Here is an 18451-nt window from a genome sequence, read left to right as displayed (position 1 = left end):
GCCTGAAGGCAACCCCAGGTAATCACGTCACCTGGCGTTTACGATGGAGACATGGTTCGTCTCTGGATCGGCCTCGCCGTCGCGGCAGTCGTCTTCATCGTGTACTCGGTGGTCGACTGTGCCACGATGCCGCGCGACCGCGTCCGAGGGATCAGCAAGACCTCCTGGATCATCGCCATCCTCCTCCTGCCGGTCATCGGCGGAGTCCTCTGGTGGATCATCGGCCGGGTCCGCGCTCCGAAGGCCGTGCCCCGCGGCTCAGCCCCGGACGACGACCCGGACTTCCTCAAGAAGCTCGACGCCGACCGCGCGCAGACGAAGCGCATCCGCGACCTCGAGGACGAGCTCAACCGCTTCGACGACGAGTCGGGTGAGAGCCCGGATGCGACGACGCACGACGACCCCGCGCCAGGATCAGACACGCCCGACGACGGCTCCGGCCGCAGACCGCCTGGCGCCCCGAGCGCCTCGTGAACCCGTCCGCCGCTCCCGAGCCCGTCGGCTCGGCTCCCTCATCGAGCCCGGCCAGCGCGTCGGCATGGACGCTCCTCGACGAGCTCGTCGCCGCGGGTGTCTCCGACGTCGTCGTCTGTCCCGGCTCCCGGTCCCAGGCGCTCGCGCTCGCCGCCGCCGAGCTCGCGGCCTCCGGACGGATCACCCTGCACGTGCGCATCGACGAGCGGGTCGCCGGCTTCCTCGCCTTGGGCCTCGGCGTCGAGACCGACCGTCCGGCCGTCGTGATCACGACCTCGGGGACGGCGACCGCGAACCTGCATCCGGCGGTCCTCGAGGCGCATCACTCTCGCGTGCCGGTCATCGTCCTCACAGCCGACCGGCCCGCCGAGGCGCACGGCATCCGGGCGAACCAGACGACGAAGCAGGACGACCTCTACGGGTTCGCCGCGCGCCTCGCCGTGGTCGTCGAGGCCCCGACCGGTGAATCGGGTGAGCAGGACGCCGCCCGCGATCTCGCCCGGCGGGCGTACCGTGCCGCGACGGACGTCCTCGACCCGGGCCCGGTGCACCTGAACCTCGCGTTCCGGGAGCCGCTCTCGGGCAGCTTCGAACCGGAGGCGACCGAGACGGCCCCCGATGTCCCGGTCGCGACGGACGCCGTCACGGAGGCACCGCTCTACCCGGGTCGACCGCATCTCGTGCTCGAGCGTGGACCCAGGACCCTCGTCGTCGCCGGGCACGACTCCGGCCCGGCCGCCGAGCAGCTCGCGGCGGACGGCGGGTGGCCGCTCATCGCGGAGGTGTCGAGCGGATCGCGGTTCGGGCGGAACGTCATCGCCGCCTACCGGGAGCTGCTGCGCGAGGACGACTACCGCGAGGCCGTCGAGCGCGTCGTCGTGTTCGGCCACCCGACACTCAGCCGCGAGGTCCCGCTCCTGCTCCAGCAGCCGCAGGTCGAGACGATCGTCGTCGCCCAGGCCGGAGCCGAGGTCTACAACCCCGGACGACGGGCCGACCGCATCGTGTCCTCGGTCGCCGTCGAGGCGGGTCCCGCGGATCGCGCTTGGCTCGGAGCGTGGGTCGTCGGATCCCGCGAACGGGTGATCGACCCCTCGCCCGCAGCCCCCGATCTCGACGGGCTGCACTCGACGACACCCGCCGAGCGACTGGCCTCCGTCCGGGCCGAGCTCGAGGCCGTCCGGCTCCCGGTCACCCGCGAGGTCCTCGTCGACGCGGTCTGGCGCGCCACCTGGCCGCACGACCGTCTCGTCGTCGGTGCGTCGAGGCTCATCCGCGTGGCCGACGGCCTCGTCCCCGGCCGCAAGATCAGCGTGCACGCCAACCGTGGACTCGCGGGCATCGACGGCACCATCGCCACCGCCACGGGGATCGCGCTGGCGAGCCAGGCCGACGGTGGTCCCGGTGTGACGCGGGTGCTCCTCGGCGATCTCGCCTTCCTCCACGACGTCGGCGCGCTTCTCCTGGACGACGGCGTCGCGCCGCGTCTCCAGGTGATCGTCGGCAACGACGGCGGTGGCACCATCTTCGACGCGCTCGAGGTCGCCCAGAGTGCACCCGGAGCGCTCTTCGACCGCGTCCAGTACACGCCGCAGCACGTCCGGCTCGAGTCGCTCGCGACGGCCTACGGCTGGGAGTACCGCTCGGCCCGCACCCGCACGGAACTCGACCAGGCGTTCACCGCGCCGGTGACCGGTCCCGTCCTCATCGAGGTCCCGCTGCCGCGCGCCTGATCCGTTGGTCCTCCCGGGGTCGACTTCCGACGCGACCTGCGGCCACAATGGGCGGATGACGGCATCGAAGCACGCATCGACCTGGACCGCACCTCCTCGAGACACGCTGCGCGTGGGCGAGGGGTTCAGCCTCGCCGACGTCGATCCCCGGTCGACGCCGGGCTTCGACGGCGACAAGCAGCAGGGCAGGCTCGAGCTGGACGCGGGGGTGCCCGCCCTGTCCGAACTGCAGGAGCGACTCTTCGCGGCGAGCACGCAGGGAGCCCCGGAAGCGGTGCTCCTCGTCCTGCAGGCGATGGACACGGCGGGCAAGGGTGGCATCGTCAAGCACGTCGTCGGCTCCGTCGACCCGCAGGGCGTGCACCACTACGCCTTCAAGAAGCCCACGGAGGAGGAGCGCTCCCACGACTTCCTCTGGCGGGTGGAGCCGCACCTGCCGAAGCCCGGTCAGATCGGCGTCTTCGACCGTTCGCACTACGAGGACGTCCTCATCGGCCGGGTGCGTCGGCTCGCGGAGCCGGACGAGATCGAGCGTCGGTACGGAGCGATCAACGACTTCGAGGCGGGGATCGTCGCGAGCGGGACCCGCATCGTCAAGGTGATGCTGCAGATCAGCGCCGACGAGCAGAAGGAACGGCTCGCCGATCGGCTCGCGCGTCCGGACAAGCATTGGAAGTACAACCCCGGCGATGTGGACGAACGGGAGCTGTGGCCGGCGTATCAGGACGCGTACCAGGTGGCGTTCGAGCGCACGAGCACCGAGGCAGCCCCGTGGTTCGTCGTGCCGGCGGACCGCAAGTGGTACGCGCGCATCGCGGTCCAACGTCTGCTGCTCGACGCCCTCGAGGACATCGATCCGCAGTGGCCGCCGGCTGACTACGACATCGCCGTCGAGCAGGCGCGACTCGCGGCGAGCTGAACCGGTGGGGCCTCGGCTCAGCCGAAGGCCTCCACGATCGGACGGAACTTCATCTTCGTCTCGACGAGCTCCGTCGCGGCATCCGAGTCGGCCACGATGCCGCAGCCGGCGTAGGCCGTGATGTCGCCGTCGGGTGCGATCTGCGCACAGCGGAGGGCCACCGCCCACTCGCCGTCGCCCGAGGCGTCCACCCACCCGACCGGACCGGCGTAGCGACCGCGGTCGAACGGTTCCAACTCGCGGATGAGGGTGACGGCGTCGCGGGTCGGGGTTCCGGCGACGGCGGCCGTCGGGTGCAGGCCGTCCATGAGGTCGAGCGAGGACGAGCCGTCCGAAAGTCGTCCCTCGATGTCGGTCGCGAGGTGCCAGAGGTTCGGCAGCTTGAGGGTGAACGGGACCTCGCTGCGGCGCAACTGCGGACTGTGAGATTGCAGCGCCGTCAGCACCGACTGCACGGCGAACTGGTGTTCACCCTGGTCCTTCGCGCTCGTCATGAGTGCGACGGCCTGGTCGTGGTCGCTCTCGGCGTCGGGACCACGCGAGATCGTGCCGGCGAGGACGCGCGCCGAGACGGCACCCCGATCCACTCGGACGAGCGTCTCCGGGCTCGAGCCGATGAAGCCGTCGACCGCGTAGGTCCAGCAGTCGGGGTAGGCGAGGGCGAGGTCGTGGAGCACCCGGCGGCGGTCCGCTTCCTCGGGGAGGTGCCCGGTCAGGTCGCGAGCGAGCACGACCTTGCTGAGGCCGCCGGCCTTGATGCGGGCGATGGCGCGCTCGGCCGATTCGAGGTAGCCCTCGCGGCTCTGCACGCCGGGGGTCAGCTGGATGCGGTACTCCGGCCCGTACGCCGTGGTCACGGGATCGACGTCCTCGGCGCCGTCGCCGAGGGAGACCCGCGTGATGAAACTCGCGTCGGGGTACCGGCCGATGATCGTGCGCGGCACGATGAGGACGCTCGTCGCGGAGGACTCGTCGTCGAAGGCGAACGTGCCGAACGCGACCAGGCCGGTCCCGGGCCGCCGCACCTCGTCCGTCACCACGGCTGCGGCGCAGACGTCCCGCCAGGCCGCCGCGGCACGCGTGAACCGGTCGGGGCCAGAGAACTCCAGGCGGAGCGCCTCACCCAGTCCGACCAGCCCGTGACCCTTCCGCACCCAGAGGAGCGGCGAGGTCTGGTCGGCGAACGGGAGGAGCTGGCGCGGGTCGTCGATGGCGACGGTCTGGGCGACCAGTGACGAGGTCAGGGGAATGGTCACCGTTCAACCCTACGCCCGCGCAGGAGGGGTCACTCCCCGCCGCAGCCCGACCGGTGGCGGGGTGCTCACGGCCTGGTCGGCGGGGCGTTCACCGGCCGGGCGTGCCGATCGTCTGCAACCCGGTGACCCCGAGCAGTGCGAGTTTCGCCGCGTCCTCGGTGCCCGGTGCCGCCGTGTAGACGACGATGCGCAGGTCGCCGCCCGGCGTGGACAGGACGTCGCAGTCGACGGTGATCGGTCCGACCGGCGTCCGCGTGACCGTCTTCCGGCTCGCCCGGTGCTCCGCGACCCTGGCCTCCGCCCAGCGCCGCTCGAACTCGGGCGACACCGATCGCAGCCGGGCCACGAGTCGAGCCAGCTCGTCGTCCCGCGGGTAGCGCCCGACCGCGGCCCGGAGGTCTGCGGCGAGGTCGCTCGCGAACTCCTCCTCGTGCTGCTCGTCGAAGTCGGTGCCCTCGTGCCCCGCGGTGAAGTGCCGCCACACCAGGTTGCGATCGTCGCCGACGAGGGCGGAGGGATCGCCGTTCACCGCGGCCCACAGCGGGTTCCAGAGCAGGATGTCGTGGGCGGCGGAGAAGACCGCCAGCGGCACGTCGCCGAGCCGGTCGACGATGCGCTGAACGCCCGGACCGATGTGCCGGGGGACGACCCCGGGCGGTGGTGGAGCGGCTCCGGCGACCCGGTAGAGGTGGTCGCGCTCCTGATCCGTCAGTCGGAGGGCGACCGCGAGGGCCCGGAGCAGTTGCGGCGAAGGATTCTTGGCGCGACCCTGCTCGAGCCTGACGATGTAGTCCACGCTGATGCCGGCGAGGGCGGAGAGCTCCTCGCGGCGCAGGCCGGCAGTCCGTCGTCCTGAGCCGGCGGGGAGACCGACCTCGGCAGGGGAGACCCGTTCGCGCCAGGCCCGGAGCACACCGGCGAATTCGTCCATCCGGCCATTGTGCCCCCGGCGGCGGTCCGCATCCTGGTACTGCCGGTCCTCCTGTCGACCGGGGCCTGGCGGACCGACCATGCCGGGCGGAGCATGGACCCATGACCACCACACTCATCACCGGGGCCAACAAGAGCCTCGGACTCGAAACCGCACGCCGACTGATCGACGCCGGCCACACCGTCTACGCCGGCATGCGCGACCTGGGCCGTGGCGATGCCGTCGCCGCACTCGGTGCCCACCCCGTCCAGCTCGACGTCACCGACCAGGCGAGCGTCGACGCGGCCTTCGCGGCGCTCCCGGAGCTCGACGTGCTCGTCAACAACGCCGGCGTGCTCGGCACGTCCTTCGGCGTCGACGACCTCGCCCCGGAGTCGATGCAGGACGTCCTCGACACGAACGTCGTCGGTGTCGTCCGCGTCACCCAGGCGGCGTTGCCCCTCCTGCGTCGTTCGTCCCGACCCGTCATCGTGAACGTCGCCTCCGGGGTCGGGTGGCCGCGCTTCCTCACCACCGAGGGGGCCGACGAGTTCGCGGTGCCGACGATCCCGTACGCCGCGTCGAAGGCGGCCGTCATCGCGCTCACCGTGCAGTACGCGAAGAACCTGCCCGGGTTCCGGGTGAACGTGAGCGACCCGGGCTACACGGCGACCGACTTCAACGGGCACGGCGGCCACCAGACGGTGACCGAGGGGACGGACGCGACCGTCGCGCTCGCCCTGCTCGGTCCGGACGGTCCCACCGGCGAGTTCCACAACCGGCACGGACGCATCGACTACTGAGCGTGAGCCTGGGAGCCGTGCTCGGACGGCCGGCTCCCAGCGGCGCGGACGTAGGATGGACGGGTGAACCGCGCCGACCTCTCCAAGCAGCCCGAGCAGGTCTCGGCCATGTTCGACGACGTCTCGACGAAGTACGACCGCATGAACGCGGTCCTCTCCGTCGGGAACGACGCCCTGTGGCGCATCGCGACCACTCGTGCGGTCGGTCCGGCCGCCGGTGAGCGCATCCTCGACCTCGCCGCCGGCACGGGAACGTCCTCCGCGGCGCTGGCCCGCAACGGGGCGCAGGTCGTGGCCGCCGACTTCTCGCCCGGCATGATCGCCGTGGGTCGCGACAAGTACGCCGACCGCTCCGACATCCAGTTCGTCGAGGCCGACGCGACCGACCTCCCCTTCGCCGACGAGGAGTTCGACGCCACGACGATCTCCTTCGGTCTCCGCAACGTCGTCCGTCCGAAGGACGCCCTCGCCGAGATGCTCCGGGTCACGAAGCCCGGCGGCCGGATCGTCATCTGCGAGTTCTCCACGCCGACGTTCGGGCCCATGCGCGCCGCGTACAACCTCTACCTCGAGCGGGTCATGCCGCTCGTCGCGGGCGTCGCGTCGTCGAACGCCGAGGCGTACACCTACCTGAACGACTCGATCCGCGCCTGGCCGAGCCAGCCGGAGCTGGCCGCCTGGCTGCGCGAAGCGGGCTACGAGCACGTCGCGTACCGCAACCTCACCGGCGGGATCGTCGCCCTGCACCGGGGACTCAAGCCGGCCTGAGTCGCGTCACCATCGGGGTTCGTCTCGGCATTCTCGAGGGGTGGAACCGGTTGATCCCGTCACTTCCCATGAGGCCGCGCGACTGATTCCGTAGCCCAGTCCCGAACGGGAGCATTGACACACGGGTGCACCCGGCCCTACCGTTCCGTCATGACAGCACAGGACACGGCCCGCGGGTCGCAGCCGGCATCACCCACCGGCGGCAAGGGTCTCGCCACCGGCACCCTCGGCCTCTTCGGCTCCGTGATCATCGGCCTGGCGTCGACCGCGCCGGTCTACTCGCTCGTCGCGACGCTCGGGTTCGTCGTGCTCGCCGTGGGCGCCCAGGCGCCGATCGCCTTCATCGTCGCCTTCATCCCGATGCTGTTCATCGCGTTCGCCTACCGCGAGCTGAACCGTGACGTGCCGGACTGCGGCACCACCTTCACCTGGGCGACGAAGGCCTTCGGCCCGGTCACCGGCTGGATCGGCGGGTGGGGCGTCGCGCTCGCCGGCATCGTAGTGCTCGCGAACCTCGCACAGATCGCGGGGCAGTACCTGTGGCTGCTCATCGGCGACGGTTCCCTCGCCTCGAACGTCCCACTCGTCACCGCCACCGGTGTCGTGTTCATCGCCCTCATGACGTGGGTCTCGTACCGCGGCATCGAGCTGGGGGAGCGGATCCAGAACATCCTCCTGGCGATCCAGTACCTCGCGCTCGTGCTGTTCGCCGTGTTCGCCTTCATCGGCGTCGCGAACGGCACGGCTCCGAACGCCACGCCGGTCTCGCTCGACTGGTTCAATCCGTTCGCCTTCGGCGACTATCACGGGTTCATCGAGGCCGTGCTGCTCGCGCTGTTCATCTACTGGGGGTGGGACACCTGCCTGGCCCTGAACGAGGAGACGAAGGACCCGCAGAAGATCCCGGGTCGCGCAGCGCTCATCTCGACCGTCGTCCTCCTCGTCACCTACGTCACGGTGACGGTCGCCGCCATGGCCTACGCCGGGCTCGGCGACACGGGCACCGGGCTCGGCAACGAGGACAACGCGAACGACATCTTCCTCGCGCTCAAGGACCTCGTGCTCGGCCCCTGGGCCTGGATCCTCGTCGTGGCCGTCCTGATCTCGGCCGTGTCCTCGACGCAGACGACGATCCTGCCGACAGCTCGTGGAACGCTCTCGATGGCCGCCTACAAGGCGCTGCCGAAACGGTTCGCGACCGTCCACCCGACGTTCAAGACCCCGTCGTTCTCCACACTCGTCATGGGCATCGTGGCGATCGTCTACTACGTCGGCATGACGCTCGTGAGCGAGAACATCCTCGCCGACTCGATCCTGTCGCTCGGACTCGCGATCGCCTTCTACTACGGCATCACCGGGTACGCGTGCGTCTGGTACTTCCGCAAGGTGCTCTTCCGCTCCGCACAGGACTTCTTCTTCAAGGGGCTGTTCCCGCTGCTGGGTGCGCTGATGCTCACCTACGCCTTCGTGCAGAGCTGCATCGACATGTTCGACGTGGACTACGGCTACACGGTCCTGTTCGGTGTCGGCGGCACGTTCGTCATCGGAGTCGGTTCGCTGGCCTTCGGGTTCGTGCTCATGCTGCTCTGGTACGGCCGCAAGGCCTCGCGGCCCTTCTTCCGCGGGGAGAGCCTCAACCGCGACACCGAGGTCCTCGTGCCGGACGAGCCGATCGAGTACGGCCGCTCCGTCGACGGTGGTCTCACCTGACCTCCGGTCCCTGAGCCTTCCTCCGGTCCCTGAGCCTTCCTCCGGTCCCTGAGCTTGTCGAAGGGCATCTCCCGGGGTCGTCCAGGCGGGCCGGGCATACTGGAGGGATGTTGGACACCCTGCCAGGCGGCCCGTGGATCTGGGGCATCGCGATCGTCGGTCTCGTGCTCGTCGTCATCCTCATGAACGCCAGGCGGGCGAAGTCCGCGTTCGCGAAGCCGTACGAGCGCTACGACACCACGGAGATCCCGCCGGACACCCCGGGCACCCGAGAGTTCATCGTGCGAGACGACGCGACCGGTGCGCGGCTCCAGTTCGTGGCGTCGGGACCGTCGGCCAGGATCGCCCTCGTCGTCGTGCCGCCGAAACACCTCGGGACCGGCGTCGAGGCCGGCCTCTTCCGCGCCGCACTGCCGACCGCTCAGGGCGTCGACGCCTGGACGTGGCCGCCCCTCAACACCGACGGGTACTCGATGCTGCTCGACCTCGCGCACGAGTTCCCGCACCTGGCGTTCTACGACGCCGAGGGTGTGCAGCTCCGCTGAATCGCGTCGTGTGGTCCGACCACAGCTGCCAATCGCCTGACCGCGCCCGTGGATTCCGGTCCTCCGGCACCGGTGACGGGCTGCCCCGGCTAGGCTAGAGCTGTGAATCCCAGCGCGACCCGCCGTGTCAGCAACCTGGCCAGCCAGGCCGGGCTTGCCGAACGCATGTTCGCGACCGGTGCAGACCGCAAGCTCGCCAAGACCATCGACGACGGCGTGGCCCGCCTCGAGATCGGTCTGGAGGAGCAGCTCGGGTTCACCGACGACCTCGTGGACGTCACCGCGCGCTATCTGCTCGAGGCCGGCGGCAAGCGGGTTCGCCCCCTGCTCACCATGCTCATCGCCCAGCTCGGCGACGGCATCACCGACAACGTCCTGCGGGCGGCCGAGGCGATCGAGATCACCCACCTCGGGTCGCTCTACCACGACGACGTCATGGACGACGCCGACAAGCGTCGAGGCGTGCCCAGCGCCCACCAGGTGTTCGGCAACAACACCGCCATCCTCACCGGCGACCTCTTGTTCGCCCGTGCCAGCCAGATCATGGCCGACCTCGGTGAGCGGGCGATCCGGATCCAGGCCGCCACGTTCGAGCGCCTCGTGCTGGGGCAGTTGCACGAGACCACCGGTCCTCGCGAGGGCCAGGACGAGGTCGAGCACTACATCCAGGTCCTCGCCGACAAGACAGGGTCGCTCATCGCCGCCGCGGCCCGGAGCGGCGTCATCTTCTCCAACGCCCCCGAGGCGTACGAGAGTGCGGTCGTCGAGTTCGGCGAGAAGGTCGGCATCGCCTTCCAGCTCATCGACGACGTCATCGACCTGTCGCCGCAACCGGAGGAGACCGGCAAGGTCCCCGGCACCGACCTCCGGGCCGGCGTCGTCACCCTCCCCATGCTCTACCTGCGCCGCGAGGCCGTCGCCGACCCCGAGGCGGCAGCGCTGGTCGCCCGTCTCGACGCCGAGGTCACGGAGACGGACCACGACCCCGTCCGGTTCGCCGCGCTCGTGGCCACCCTGCGCGACCACGCCGTGACCGCGCGGACCTTCGCCGAGGCCCGGCAGTGGGCCGACGAGGCGATCGCTGCACTCGCACCACTGCCCGAAGGCTCGGTCAAGAAGGCGCTCGTGCACTTCGCGAAGGCGATCGTCGACCGAAGGAGTTGATGGCGGCGCCGCTCCACCGGGGCGGCACGGCATCCCAGATGCGCATGCATGACGGCCGGAGCGCTCCACCGGCTGCACCCGGAACCCCGCACGGGGACACGAAAGGAACCACCGTGACCAAGCTCAGGCTGGCCATCGTCGGCGCAGGACCCGCAGGCATCTACGCGGCGGACATCCTCCTCAAGGCGGAACGGAAGTTCGACGTCTCCATCGACCTCTTCGAGCAGCTTCCGGCCCCGTACGGCCTGGTCCGCTACGGTGTCGCGCCCGACCACCCGCGTATCAAGGGGATCATCAACGCGCTCCGCGACGTCCTCGACCGAGGCGACATCCGGATCTTCGGCAACGTCCGCTTCGGCGTCGACATCACGCTGGACGACCTCAAGCACCACTACAACGCCGTGATCTTCTCCACGGGTGCCGTCGAGGACGCCCCGCTCGACATCCCGGGGATCGACCTCGACGGGTCGTACGGTGCCGCCGAGTTCGTGAGCTGGTTCGACGGACACCCCGACGTCCCACGCACCTGGCCGCTCGAAGCGGAGTCGATCGCCGTGATCGGCAACGGGAACGTCGCGCTCGACGTCGCTCGCATGCTCGCGAAGCACCCGGAGGATCTGCTCCCGACCGAGATCCCGGCCAACGTCCACGAGGGGCTGCAGCAGTCGCCCGTGACCGACGTGCACGTCTTCGGGCGTCGCGGGCCCGCACAGGTGAAGTTCACGCCGCTGGAGCTCCGCGAACTCGGGGAACTCAACGACGTCGACATGATCCTCGCCGACGAGGACTTCGACTACGACGACGCGTCGAAGGCGGCGGTGGCGAGCAACAAGCAGGTCATGGTCATCGACCGCGTCCTGCAGCAGTGGCGCAAGCGGGAGACCGGTCAGGCCTCGCGCCGACTGCACCTGCACTTCTACGCGAAGCCGGTCGAAGTCGTCGACGACGGTTCCGGCAAGGTCGCCGCCTTCCGGTACGAGCGGACGAGACCAGACGGTCAGGGCGGGGTCGAGGGCACGGGTGAGATCCGCGAGGTGCCGATCCAGGCGCTCTACCGCGCGGTGGGGTACTTCGGAAGCCCGCTGCCCGGCGTGCCCTTCGACTCTCGGCACGGCGTCATCCCCAACCACGAGGGCAAGGTCCTCCACCCCGAGAGCAACGAGCGCGTCCCGGGCGTCTACGCGACCGGGTGGATCAAGCGTGGTCCGGTCGGCCTCATCGGCCACACGAAGTCGGACGCGATGGAGACCATCAGCCACGTCATCAACGATCAGGCGGACTGGTGGGCGCCGGCCGAACCCGAGGAGGAGGCCGTCGTCGCGCTGCTCGAGTCGCGCGGCGTGGCCTACACGGACCTCGAGGGCTGGCACCTCCTCGACCAGCATGAGATCGCGCTCGGTGAACCACAGGGTCGCGCCCGCATCAAGGTGGTGCCGCGCGAGGAGATGGTGGCGATCTCGCGCGCGCAGCCCTCGGGCACCGGGACACCGTCCGCCTGAGCCGCGCCCGCGATCCCGCCGATCGCCCCGCGTCAAGCCGCTCGACGGAACCCGGTTCCGACGGGCGTCGGTCACTATGCTGGACGGATGACCGACCCCAACGCGCCCCAGAACGTCCCGTCGGAGCAGCCGACGTCCGTACCGCCGTCCGAGCCGCCGGCATTCGTCGCCGACGGCCGGCAGCAGCACCAGCAGCAGCCGCGCTACGGCGAGATGCACCCGGATCCCGTGCAGCAGCAGTGGGACCAGGCGGGTCAGCAGACCCCGGCTCCGCAGCAGGGTGGCCAGTGGGGCCAGCCGCAGACCGGTGAGCAGACGGGCCAGTGGGGTCAGCCGCAGCAGGGCCAGTACGGCCAGCCGCAGCACCCGGGCCAGCCGCAGCACAGCGGCCAGTACGGTCAGGACACGGGGCAGTACGGCCAGCCGCAGCAGACCGGTCAGTACGGAGCCCCCCAGGGGCAGTACGGTCAGCCGCAGCAGGGTCAGTACGGTCAGCCGCAGCAGTACGTGCAGGCTCCGCAGAAGGCGCCGAACCCTCGTGCACGCGAGACGCGTCTCGCGCTCGTATCGGTCGGCATCGCAGCGGGTATCGCTGCGGCCGTCGCACTGGTGGGCATCATCGGGTCCTTCTTCAGCATCTCGGAGTACTTCCCCGTCGGTGACGTCCTGCTGGGCTTCGGCGCGAACCTCGTCAACATCGCCCTCTGGGGCGCAGGGGCGGCACTCATCCTCATCATGGTCCGTCCGCTCACGCGGGTCCGCACCGCCCGCGACCTGATCCAGTCGGTGGGCATCGCCGCGGCCGTCGGCACCGGCGTCCTGCTGCTCGTGGTGCTCATCGTCACCATCGTGCGCGGTGTCGTCGAGCAGTACGGCACGCCGGCGTTCTTCGTCAACCAGGGCTTCCTGTCGCCGATCCTCTACGGGGTCACCCTCGCGGGCTTCCTCACGATCGGTGCCGTGCTCGCGACGCGGTTCGTCGCACCCGAGGGCCTCGCCGACGCTCCGCACGAGCAGCACAGCGGTCAGCAGCACGGTCAGCAGTTCCTGCAGGGTCAGCACGAGCAGCAGGGCCAGCACCAGCAGGGTCAGCACGACCACGGCTCGCAGCAGCACGGTCAGGCGCAGCAGCCCTACGGACAGCAGCCGCAGGCCCCGCAGCAGCACAATCCGTACCAGCAGTAGTCGGAACGTCGGATGGTCGGCGGGCGAGCCCGACCATCCGACCATCGATCACGGGGCGCGGTAACGTGGCGGTATGGCCGGATCTCGCGGGTGGACCGCCGACATCCTCGGCGGGGGCTTCCAGCAGCGCACGCTGACCCTCGAACCGGACGATGAAGGTGACGTCGTCGCGACCCTCGTCCGCTACCGGATGCCGCCCCTCGAGCAGCTCGGCGAGTTCCTGCTGCCCGACGTCGCGGACGGCATCGATGTCCTGTACGTCCACGGCTGGTCCGACTACTTCTTCCAACGCCATCTCGCGCGATTCTGGGCCAGGCTCGGAGCGCGGTTCTACGCACTCGATCTGCGCAAGTACGGCCGGAGCCTCCGCCCGCACCAGACGCCGGGATACGTCGACGACCTCCGCACCTACGACGAGGACATCGAGGCAGCGCTCTCGGTGATGGGGCATGGCTCCGACGAGCACGCCGCCGGGCGGCGGACCCGGCGCCGACTCGTCCTCCTCGGCCACTCGACCGGCGGGCTCACGCTGAGCCTCTGGACGGCCCGGAACCAGGATCGCGTCGCCGGTCTCGTCCTGAACAGTCCGTGGCTCGAATTCCAGGCGAGGCAACTCGGACGGCTCGCGATCGCCCCGCTCGTCCAAGCCGGATCGCGGATCGACCCGCGTGCGCAGCTCCCCGTCGTCGACCTCGGGTTCTACACCCGCTCCGTGTCGAGCACGATGGACGGGGCCTGGGACTACGACCTCGCCTGGCGGCCGCTCCACGGGTTCCCGCTGCATCCCGGGTGGTTGAACGCGATCCTGCGAGGGCATCGGCTCGTCGACGCGGGCCTGCAGCTGCGCGTGCCGGCCCTCACGCTGCTGTCGGCACGGAGTGTCCTGTTGCCGCGGTGGAACGACGCGATGATGCGGAGTGACACGGCGCTCGACGTCGACGCGGTCGCGGAACGCGCGCTCGACCTGGGCGAGACCGTCACGATCGTGCGGCTCGACGGCGCCTTGCACGACGTCTTCCTGTCCGAGGAGCCCGTCCGACAGCGCGCGTTCGAGCAGATCGTCGCGTGGGGACGCGGCTACCTCACGAAGCCGCCGACCGCCGACCGCTAGCGTTCAGTGGGCGGGAGGTGTCGTCGCGAGCCCATCGGACGGCGGGGATCCGGTCGCCCGGCGGCGAGCCAGTCGGCGTAGCTGTGGTTCGCACCGATCGCGCACCAGCACGGGACACCGACCTCTTGGCCGGCGCGCGAGGTCCGGAAGAGTTCGAGATGCGACCCGTCCGCGGGTCTCTGGTGATCCACTGCTGCACTCCAACCATCGAGCCCGCTCGCGCGGGTGCGGTTCGTCCGGCACCGTGCCGAACGGGAGCCCACCGGATCGGGTGCTCCGGTGAAGAGAGTGGTGCGGGGATCGATCATGACGCGATCGAGGTGATCGACCGCGTCCGACCCGCTAGCGGTAGTTGACGAACTGGAGGTCGATGTCGAGGTCGGCACCCTTCAGCAGCGCCATGGTGGCCTGGAGATCGTCACGGCTCTTCGACGAGACACGGAGCTCGTCGCCCTGGATCTGCGACTTGACCGACTTCGGGCCCTCGTCGCGGATGAGCTTGTTGGCCTTCTTCGCGATCTCCTGGCTGATACCCTCCTTGAGGGTCGCCTCGATCCGGTACTCCTTGCCGCTCGCGAACGGGTCGCCGACCTCGAGGCTCTTGAGCGAGATGCCGCGCTTGATCAGCTTCGACTCGAAGACGTCGAGGATCGCCTTCACGCGCTCCTCGGTGTTCGCCTTCATGAGGATCTTCTCGCCGCTCCAGGCGATCGAGGCACCGACGTTCTTGAAGTCGTACCGCTGCTCGACCTCCTTGTGCGCCTGGTTGAGGGCGTTGTCCGCCTCCATCTTGTCGACCTTGCTCACGACGTCAAACGATGAATCTGCCATGTGGACCATGGTAGCGCCGGTGTCGCTCAGGCAGGTGTGGTTGGGTGGGTGCGATGCGCAGCCCGGTGAAGCAGGACCAGCGGACCATCGTCGGACGACGAGGGGCGCTCGCCGGAGCGACCCTGGTGATCGGTGTGCTCGTGTTGAGCGGTTGTGCTCCCGAGCCGGCCCCCGTCCCGTATGCGGTTCCCGTCGAGCTCCCGCCGAAGAGTGACGCCCCCGACGGCGGTGTCGCGAACGTCGACCTCGCCGATCCCCAGTGGATCACCGAGGTCGCCGAGGCGAGTGACATCCCCGAGCGCGCCCTGCGGTCCTATGCCGGTGCCGCCATCCGCAAGGCCGAGCTGACGCCGGAGTGCGGCATCGGCTGGACGACGATCGCGGCTGTCGGGTTCGCCGAGAGCGACCACGGTCGCCACGACGGCTCGAAGCTCGGCGAGGACGGCGTCGTGACACCGCCGATCTTCGGTGTGCCGCTGAAGGGTGGCGAGACCGAGGAGATCACCGACACCGACCAGGGGGTCATCGACGGCGACCCGGTCCACGACCGTGCCGTCGGCCCGTTCCAGTTCATCCCGCAGTCGTGGGAGAACTGGGGGACCGACGCGAGTGGTGACGGCGTGCTCGACCCGCAGAACCTCGACGACGCGGCGATGGCTGCCGCGAACTACCTCTGCCGGGCGAGCGACTACGACATGCGGACGGAGGACGGCTGGCTGAGTGGGATCCGGGCGTACAACTCGTCACCCGAGTACCTTCGGCGGGTCGCCGCCGCGGCGAACGAGTACGCCGAAGCCGCGCCGTCCGACAAGCGCTGAGCGGCTCGGCGACGGATGCCGATGCTGATTTCGCGTCCGGCGGTCTGACGGCTATATTGGTCAAGCGCTTTCGGTTGGCTGTTCGAAAGTCGGTCGGGCGCGCTTGGCGAGTTACCCTAGCGGCCAAAGGGATCTGACTGTAAATCAGACGGCTCAGCCTTCGGGGGTTCGAATCCCTCACTCGCCACGGACAAATCGCCTCATCCTCCGGATGGGGCGATTTTCGTGCTGGCGAGCCGGGGGGAACCCCGCCGGTCCCTGAGCCTGTCGAAGGGCACACAATGAGCCTTCCACAACCGACCCGACTCGGCATCTGGAATTTCAGTGGTCCATGATGGACTGGAGTCATGACCGAGACCACCACCTCCGCAGTTCGAGCTGGCGACGACTACGCCGCGCGGCTCGCGGAGTTCTCGGACGAGTGGGCGGACCTCCACCGGCAGCAGGCCGTCCTCGACGCACGGAAAGCGCGCCTCCTCGCCCGCTCAGCTGCCTACGCGGACGCTTTCGCCGACGCCACCGTCCCTGCGATCTTCCCGCCGGCCGAGCGCCGGGCGCTGTCTCGTCGGTCGACGTGTGCGGCCCTCGCGATGGCGACCCGGATCCCGGAGCGGACGGTCCAGTGTGCGACCAGCGATGCCGAGCGGCTCGTGAACGAGGCGCCGGCCGTGCTGGCGTCGCTTGAGGCGGGGCGCATCTCGGCGCGGCATGCGCAGGTGATCACTGACCAGCTCTGCGACGTCCCGGCCGCTGGCCGGGCGGTGTTCCTCGAGCAGGTGCTGCCGGTCGCCGAAGGCGCGACCGTCTCGTACCTCCGTCAACGCACCCGCGTCCTGCGCGAGCGCCTCCATCCGGAATCGATCACCGCCCGAGCCGTCCGCTCCGAGGCGGATCGCCGGGTGGAATTCGAGCCCGCAGCGGATGGCATGGCCTGGGTGCATCTCTTCACCACCGCGCCCATCGCCCAGGGCATCATCGAACGGGTTGAAACGGCCGCCGCCGAGTCACGCGAAGCGGGCGACACTCGCACGTGCGCCCAGCTGCAGGCGGACGCCCTCGCGGCCCTCGCCCTCACCGGTGTGACGCCGGAAGATGTCATGTCGAGCCCGGTCCTGCCACACCCGATCGAAGTGCAGCAACACGTCGTCCCCACCGTGCAGATCACCGTCCCGGCGCTCAGCATGGCCGGTGTCTCCGAGGCGCCGGCAACGCTCGACGGGTACGGCCCCATCGACCCGGAGACCGCCGCGCGCATCGCGGTGAACGCCCCCAGCTTCACCCGGATCCTCGTCCAGCCCGAGACCGGCGCGGTCCTCTCCGTCGGCCGGAATCAGTACCGGGTTCCGGCCGACCTGCAACGGGCAGTGCGGTTGCGGGACGGCACCTGTCGAGCACCGGGCTGCGGCAGACGAGCCAGAGCGTGCGACCTCGATCACTCCGTCGCGTGGGAGGACGGCGGCGCGACGGATGTCGGGAATCTCGCGTGCCTGTGTCGACATCATCACCGAATGAAGCATCTGCCCGGGTGGAACCTCGACCACAGACCCGGCGGAGTCCTCGAGTGGACGACACCCGACGGCAAACACCACCGGACCGAACCCGATCCCGCGCCGTTCTGACCCCGCCGACGAAGGCTCCTTCGTGGGCACTTCGACAAGCTCAGTGACCGGGAGAGGCGTGCCCGGAAACGCTCCGGTCCCTGAGCTTGTCGAAGGGCACTCAAGTCGTGCCGCCATAGGGTGGTGGGGTGACCGGACACGAAGAACTCCTCCAGATCGCCACCGACATCGCCGCAGAGGCCGGCGAGCTGATCCTGCGCCGACGCCGCGAGGGCGTCGAGATCGCCGCGAGCAAGTCGTCGGTCGAGGACGTCGTGACCCGAGCCGACCGCGAGTCCGAGCAATTCATCCGCGAGCGCCTCCTCGCCGCACGACCGGACGATGGATTCCTCGGCGAGGAGACCGGCACGGAGGGCGGCGCGACGGGGACCTCCGGCCTCACCTGGGTCGTCGACCCCATCGACGGCACCGTCAACTACCTCTACGACATCCCCGCGTACGCCGTCAGCATCGGGGTCGTCGAGGGCGAACCGGACCCGGCCACCTGGACCGCCCTCGCCGGAGCCGTGGTGAACCCGGTCCTGGGTGAGCACTACACCGCCTCCCGCGGCGGCGGAGCGCGACTGAACGGCCGCGCCCTCGAAGTCAACCGAGGTGTGGCGCCGAACGTGGCGCTGCTCGGCACCGGCTTCTCGTACACCGCCTCGCGGCGCATGGAGCAGGCGGCCGTGCTCGGCGCCCTCCTCGGGACCTTCCGGGACGTCCGTCGTATCGGTTCCGCCGCACTCGACCTCTGCAGTGTCGCTTCCGGCCGCCTCGACGCCTACTACGAGAGCGGGCTGAAGCCGTGGGACCAGGTCGCGGGCGCGCTCATCGCATCCGAGGCGGGCGCGACGGTCTCCGGCTTCGACGGAGCTCCGGCCACCACGCAGCTCATCATGGCCGCCGATGCGCCGCTGCTCGCGGTCCTCGAACGGCTCCTCGTCGAGCAGGGCTTCGCGACGCCGATCGGGTGACGCCCCATGCCCGCCGCCGCCGCTCTCGGTGGCGCTCCGGTGGCGACTCGTTCATAAGAGAACTCTCATATGGCCTCTGATCAGGGCTTTCTCGGATAAAACCGAGCACTGCCATGGCTTTTTCAGCCTCCCATTGCTAGCATTTATGCA

17 protein-coding genes and 1 tRNA gene are annotated in these 18451 nt (G+C 69.9%); 15 read left to right on the top strand and 3 right to left on the bottom strand.

What is annotated here, in order from left to right:
- The first annotated feature begins 51 nt into the window (after positions 1-51).
- Genes AC4PMY_RS12620 through AC4PMY_RS12610 form a run of 3 tightly spaced genes read left to right on the top strand, consistent with a single transcriptional unit; the run spans position 52 to position 3126 of the window.
- On the top strand, positions 52-474 hold the full coding sequence (locus tag AC4PMY_RS12620; protein ID WP_064294595.1) for a PLD nuclease N-terminal domain-containing protein: 423 nt from the start codon (positions 52-54) through the stop codon (positions 472-474).
- Positions 471-2207: a 2-succinyl-5-enolpyruvyl-6-hydroxy-3-cyclohexene-1-carboxylic-acid synthase gene (gene menD, locus AC4PMY_RS12615; RefSeq protein WP_491622886.1), complete on the top strand. Its 1737-nt coding sequence runs from the start codon at positions 471-473 to the stop codon at positions 2205-2207. The genes AC4PMY_RS12620 and menD overlap by 4 nt, the downstream gene beginning before the upstream one ends.
- Before the next feature lie 55 nt (positions 2208-2262).
- Positions 2263-3126 (top strand): polyphosphate kinase 2 family protein, encoded by an 864-nt coding sequence (locus tag AC4PMY_RS12610; RefSeq protein ID WP_071258665.1) that lies wholly within the window; start codon positions 2263-2265, stop codon positions 3124-3126.
- Positions 3127-3143: 17 nt separating this feature from the next.
- Here the strand turns inward: AC4PMY_RS12610 and AC4PMY_RS12605 are convergent, their stop codons facing one another.
- Positions 3144-4382 (bottom strand): isochorismate synthase, encoded by a 1239-nt coding sequence (locus tag AC4PMY_RS12605; protein ID WP_071258666.1) that lies wholly within the window; start codon positions 4380-4382, stop codon positions 3144-3146.
- Positions 4383-4470: 88 nt separating this feature from the next.
- Positions 4471-5313: a helix-turn-helix transcriptional regulator gene (locus AC4PMY_RS12600; RefSeq protein WP_491622885.1), complete on the bottom strand. Its 843-nt coding sequence runs from the start codon at positions 5311-5313 to the stop codon at positions 4471-4473.
- 101 nt (positions 5314-5414) lie between these two features.
- On the opposite strand from AC4PMY_RS12600, the gene AC4PMY_RS12595 reads away from it, so the two are divergent.
- The 8 genes from AC4PMY_RS12595 to AC4PMY_RS12560 all read left to right on the top strand — a co-directional run bounded on the left by AC4PMY_RS12595 (position 5415) and on the right by AC4PMY_RS12560 (position 14077).
- A complete protein-coding gene (locus AC4PMY_RS12595; protein ID WP_491622884.1) occupies positions 5415-6095 on the top strand; it encodes an SDR family NAD(P)-dependent oxidoreductase in 681 nt (226 codons plus the stop codon).
- A gap of 63 nt (positions 6096-6158) precedes the next feature.
- Positions 6159-6863 (top strand): demethylmenaquinone methyltransferase, encoded by a 705-nt coding sequence (locus AC4PMY_RS12590; RefSeq protein WP_079003281.1) that lies wholly within the window; start codon positions 6159-6161, stop codon positions 6861-6863.
- Positions 6864-7013: 150 nt separating this feature from the next.
- Positions 7014-8573, top strand: a complete 1560-nt coding sequence (locus AC4PMY_RS12585; protein ID WP_064294589.1) for an APC family permease — start codon at positions 7014-7016, stop codon at positions 8571-8573.
- Positions 8574-8680: 107 nt separating this feature from the next.
- Positions 8681-9118 carry a hypothetical protein gene (locus AC4PMY_RS12580; protein ID WP_071258675.1) on the top strand — a complete coding sequence of 146 codons (438 nt, stop codon included), beginning with the start codon at positions 8681-8683 and terminating at the stop codon, positions 9116-9118.
- Between the two features lie 102 nt (positions 9119-9220).
- On the top strand, positions 9221-10282 hold the full coding sequence (locus AC4PMY_RS12575) for a polyprenyl synthetase family protein (protein WP_491622883.1): 1062 nt from the start codon (positions 9221-9223) through the stop codon (positions 10280-10282).
- A gap of 113 nt (positions 10283-10395) precedes the next feature.
- Complete coding sequence (locus AC4PMY_RS12570) at positions 10396-11781, top strand: FAD-dependent oxidoreductase (RefSeq protein WP_314140270.1); 1386 nt, start codon at positions 10396-10398, stop codon at positions 11779-11781.
- A gap of 87 nt (positions 11782-11868) precedes the next feature.
- Positions 11869-12966 carry a hypothetical protein gene (locus tag AC4PMY_RS12565; protein WP_491622882.1) on the top strand — a complete coding sequence of 366 codons (1098 nt, stop codon included), beginning with the start codon at positions 11869-11871 and terminating at the stop codon, positions 12964-12966.
- A gap of 73 nt (positions 12967-13039) precedes the next feature.
- On the top strand, positions 13040-14077 hold the full coding sequence (locus AC4PMY_RS12560) for an alpha/beta hydrolase (RefSeq protein ID WP_491622881.1): 1038 nt from the start codon (positions 13040-13042) through the stop codon (positions 14075-14077).
- A gap of 342 nt (positions 14078-14419) precedes the next feature.
- Here AC4PMY_RS12560 and AC4PMY_RS12555 read toward each other — a convergent pair whose 3' ends face one another.
- Entirely contained in the window at positions 14420-14908 is a 489-nt protein-coding gene (locus tag AC4PMY_RS12555) for a YajQ family cyclic di-GMP-binding protein (RefSeq protein WP_056014685.1), read from the bottom strand.
- 53 nt (positions 14909-14961) lie between these two features.
- Between AC4PMY_RS12555 and AC4PMY_RS12550 the strand changes: the two genes are divergently transcribed.
- The 4 genes from AC4PMY_RS12550 (at position 14962) to AC4PMY_RS12535 (ending at position 18301) form a co-directional block, all read left to right on the top strand.
- On the top strand, positions 14962-15726 hold the full coding sequence (locus AC4PMY_RS12550) for a lytic transglycosylase domain-containing protein (RefSeq protein ID WP_491622880.1): 765 nt from the start codon (positions 14962-14964) through the stop codon (positions 15724-15726).
- A gap of 105 nt (positions 15727-15831) precedes the next feature.
- A tRNA-Tyr gene (locus AC4PMY_RS12545) sits at positions 15832-15913 on the top strand.
- A gap of 160 nt (positions 15914-16073) precedes the next feature.
- A complete protein-coding gene (locus tag AC4PMY_RS12540; protein ID WP_491622879.1) occupies positions 16074-17345 on the top strand; it encodes an HNH endonuclease signature motif containing protein in 1272 nt (423 codons plus the stop codon).
- Positions 17346-17473: 128 nt separating this feature from the next.
- On the top strand, positions 17474-18301 hold the full coding sequence (locus AC4PMY_RS12535) for an inositol monophosphatase family protein (RefSeq protein ID WP_491622878.1): 828 nt from the start codon (positions 17474-17476) through the stop codon (positions 18299-18301).
- The last annotated feature ends 150 nt before the right edge of the window (positions 18302-18451 follow it).

The organism is Plantibacter sp. MDV22-iso1 (assembly GCF_058408345.1).
This window is presented reverse-complemented; position numbering and strand designations above follow the sequence as displayed.

Coding starts and splice junctions, on each gene's coding strand:
- AC4PMY_RS12550 (WP_491622880.1), top strand. CDS start 14,962: ATGCGCAGCCCGGTGAAGCAGGACCAGCGGACCATCGTCGGACGACGA.
- AC4PMY_RS12560 (WP_491622881.1), top strand. CDS start 13,040: ATGGCCGGATCTCGCGGGTGGACCGCCGACATCCTCGGCGGGGGCTTC.
- AC4PMY_RS12565 (WP_491622882.1), top strand. CDS start 11,869: ATGACCGACCCCAACGCGCCCCAGAACGTCCCGTCGGAGCAGCCGACG.
- AC4PMY_RS12585 (WP_064294589.1), top strand. CDS start 7,014: ATGACAGCACAGGACACGGCCCGCGGGTCGCAGCCGGCATCACCCACC.
- AC4PMY_RS12610 (WP_071258665.1), top strand. CDS start 2,263: ATGACGGCATCGAAGCACGCATCGACCTGGACCGCACCTCCTCGAGAC.
- AC4PMY_RS12555 (WP_056014685.1), bottom strand. CDS start 14,908: ATGGCAGATTCATCGTTTGACGTCGTGAGCAAGGTCGACAAGATGGAG.
- AC4PMY_RS12595 (WP_491622884.1), top strand. CDS start 5,415: ATGACCACCACACTCATCACCGGGGCCAACAAGAGCCTCGGACTCGAA.
- AC4PMY_RS12620 (WP_064294595.1), top strand. CDS start 52: ATGGTTCGTCTCTGGATCGGCCTCGCCGTCGCGGCAGTCGTCTTCATC.
- AC4PMY_RS12600 (WP_491622885.1), bottom strand. CDS start 5,313: ATGGACGAATTCGCCGGTGTGCTCCGGGCCTGGCGCGAACGGGTCTCC.
- AC4PMY_RS12580 (WP_071258675.1), top strand. CDS start 8,681: ATGTTGGACACCCTGCCAGGCGGCCCGTGGATCTGGGGCATCGCGATC.
- AC4PMY_RS12540 (WP_491622879.1), top strand. CDS start 16,074: ATGACCGAGACCACCACCTCCGCAGTTCGAGCTGGCGACGACTACGCC.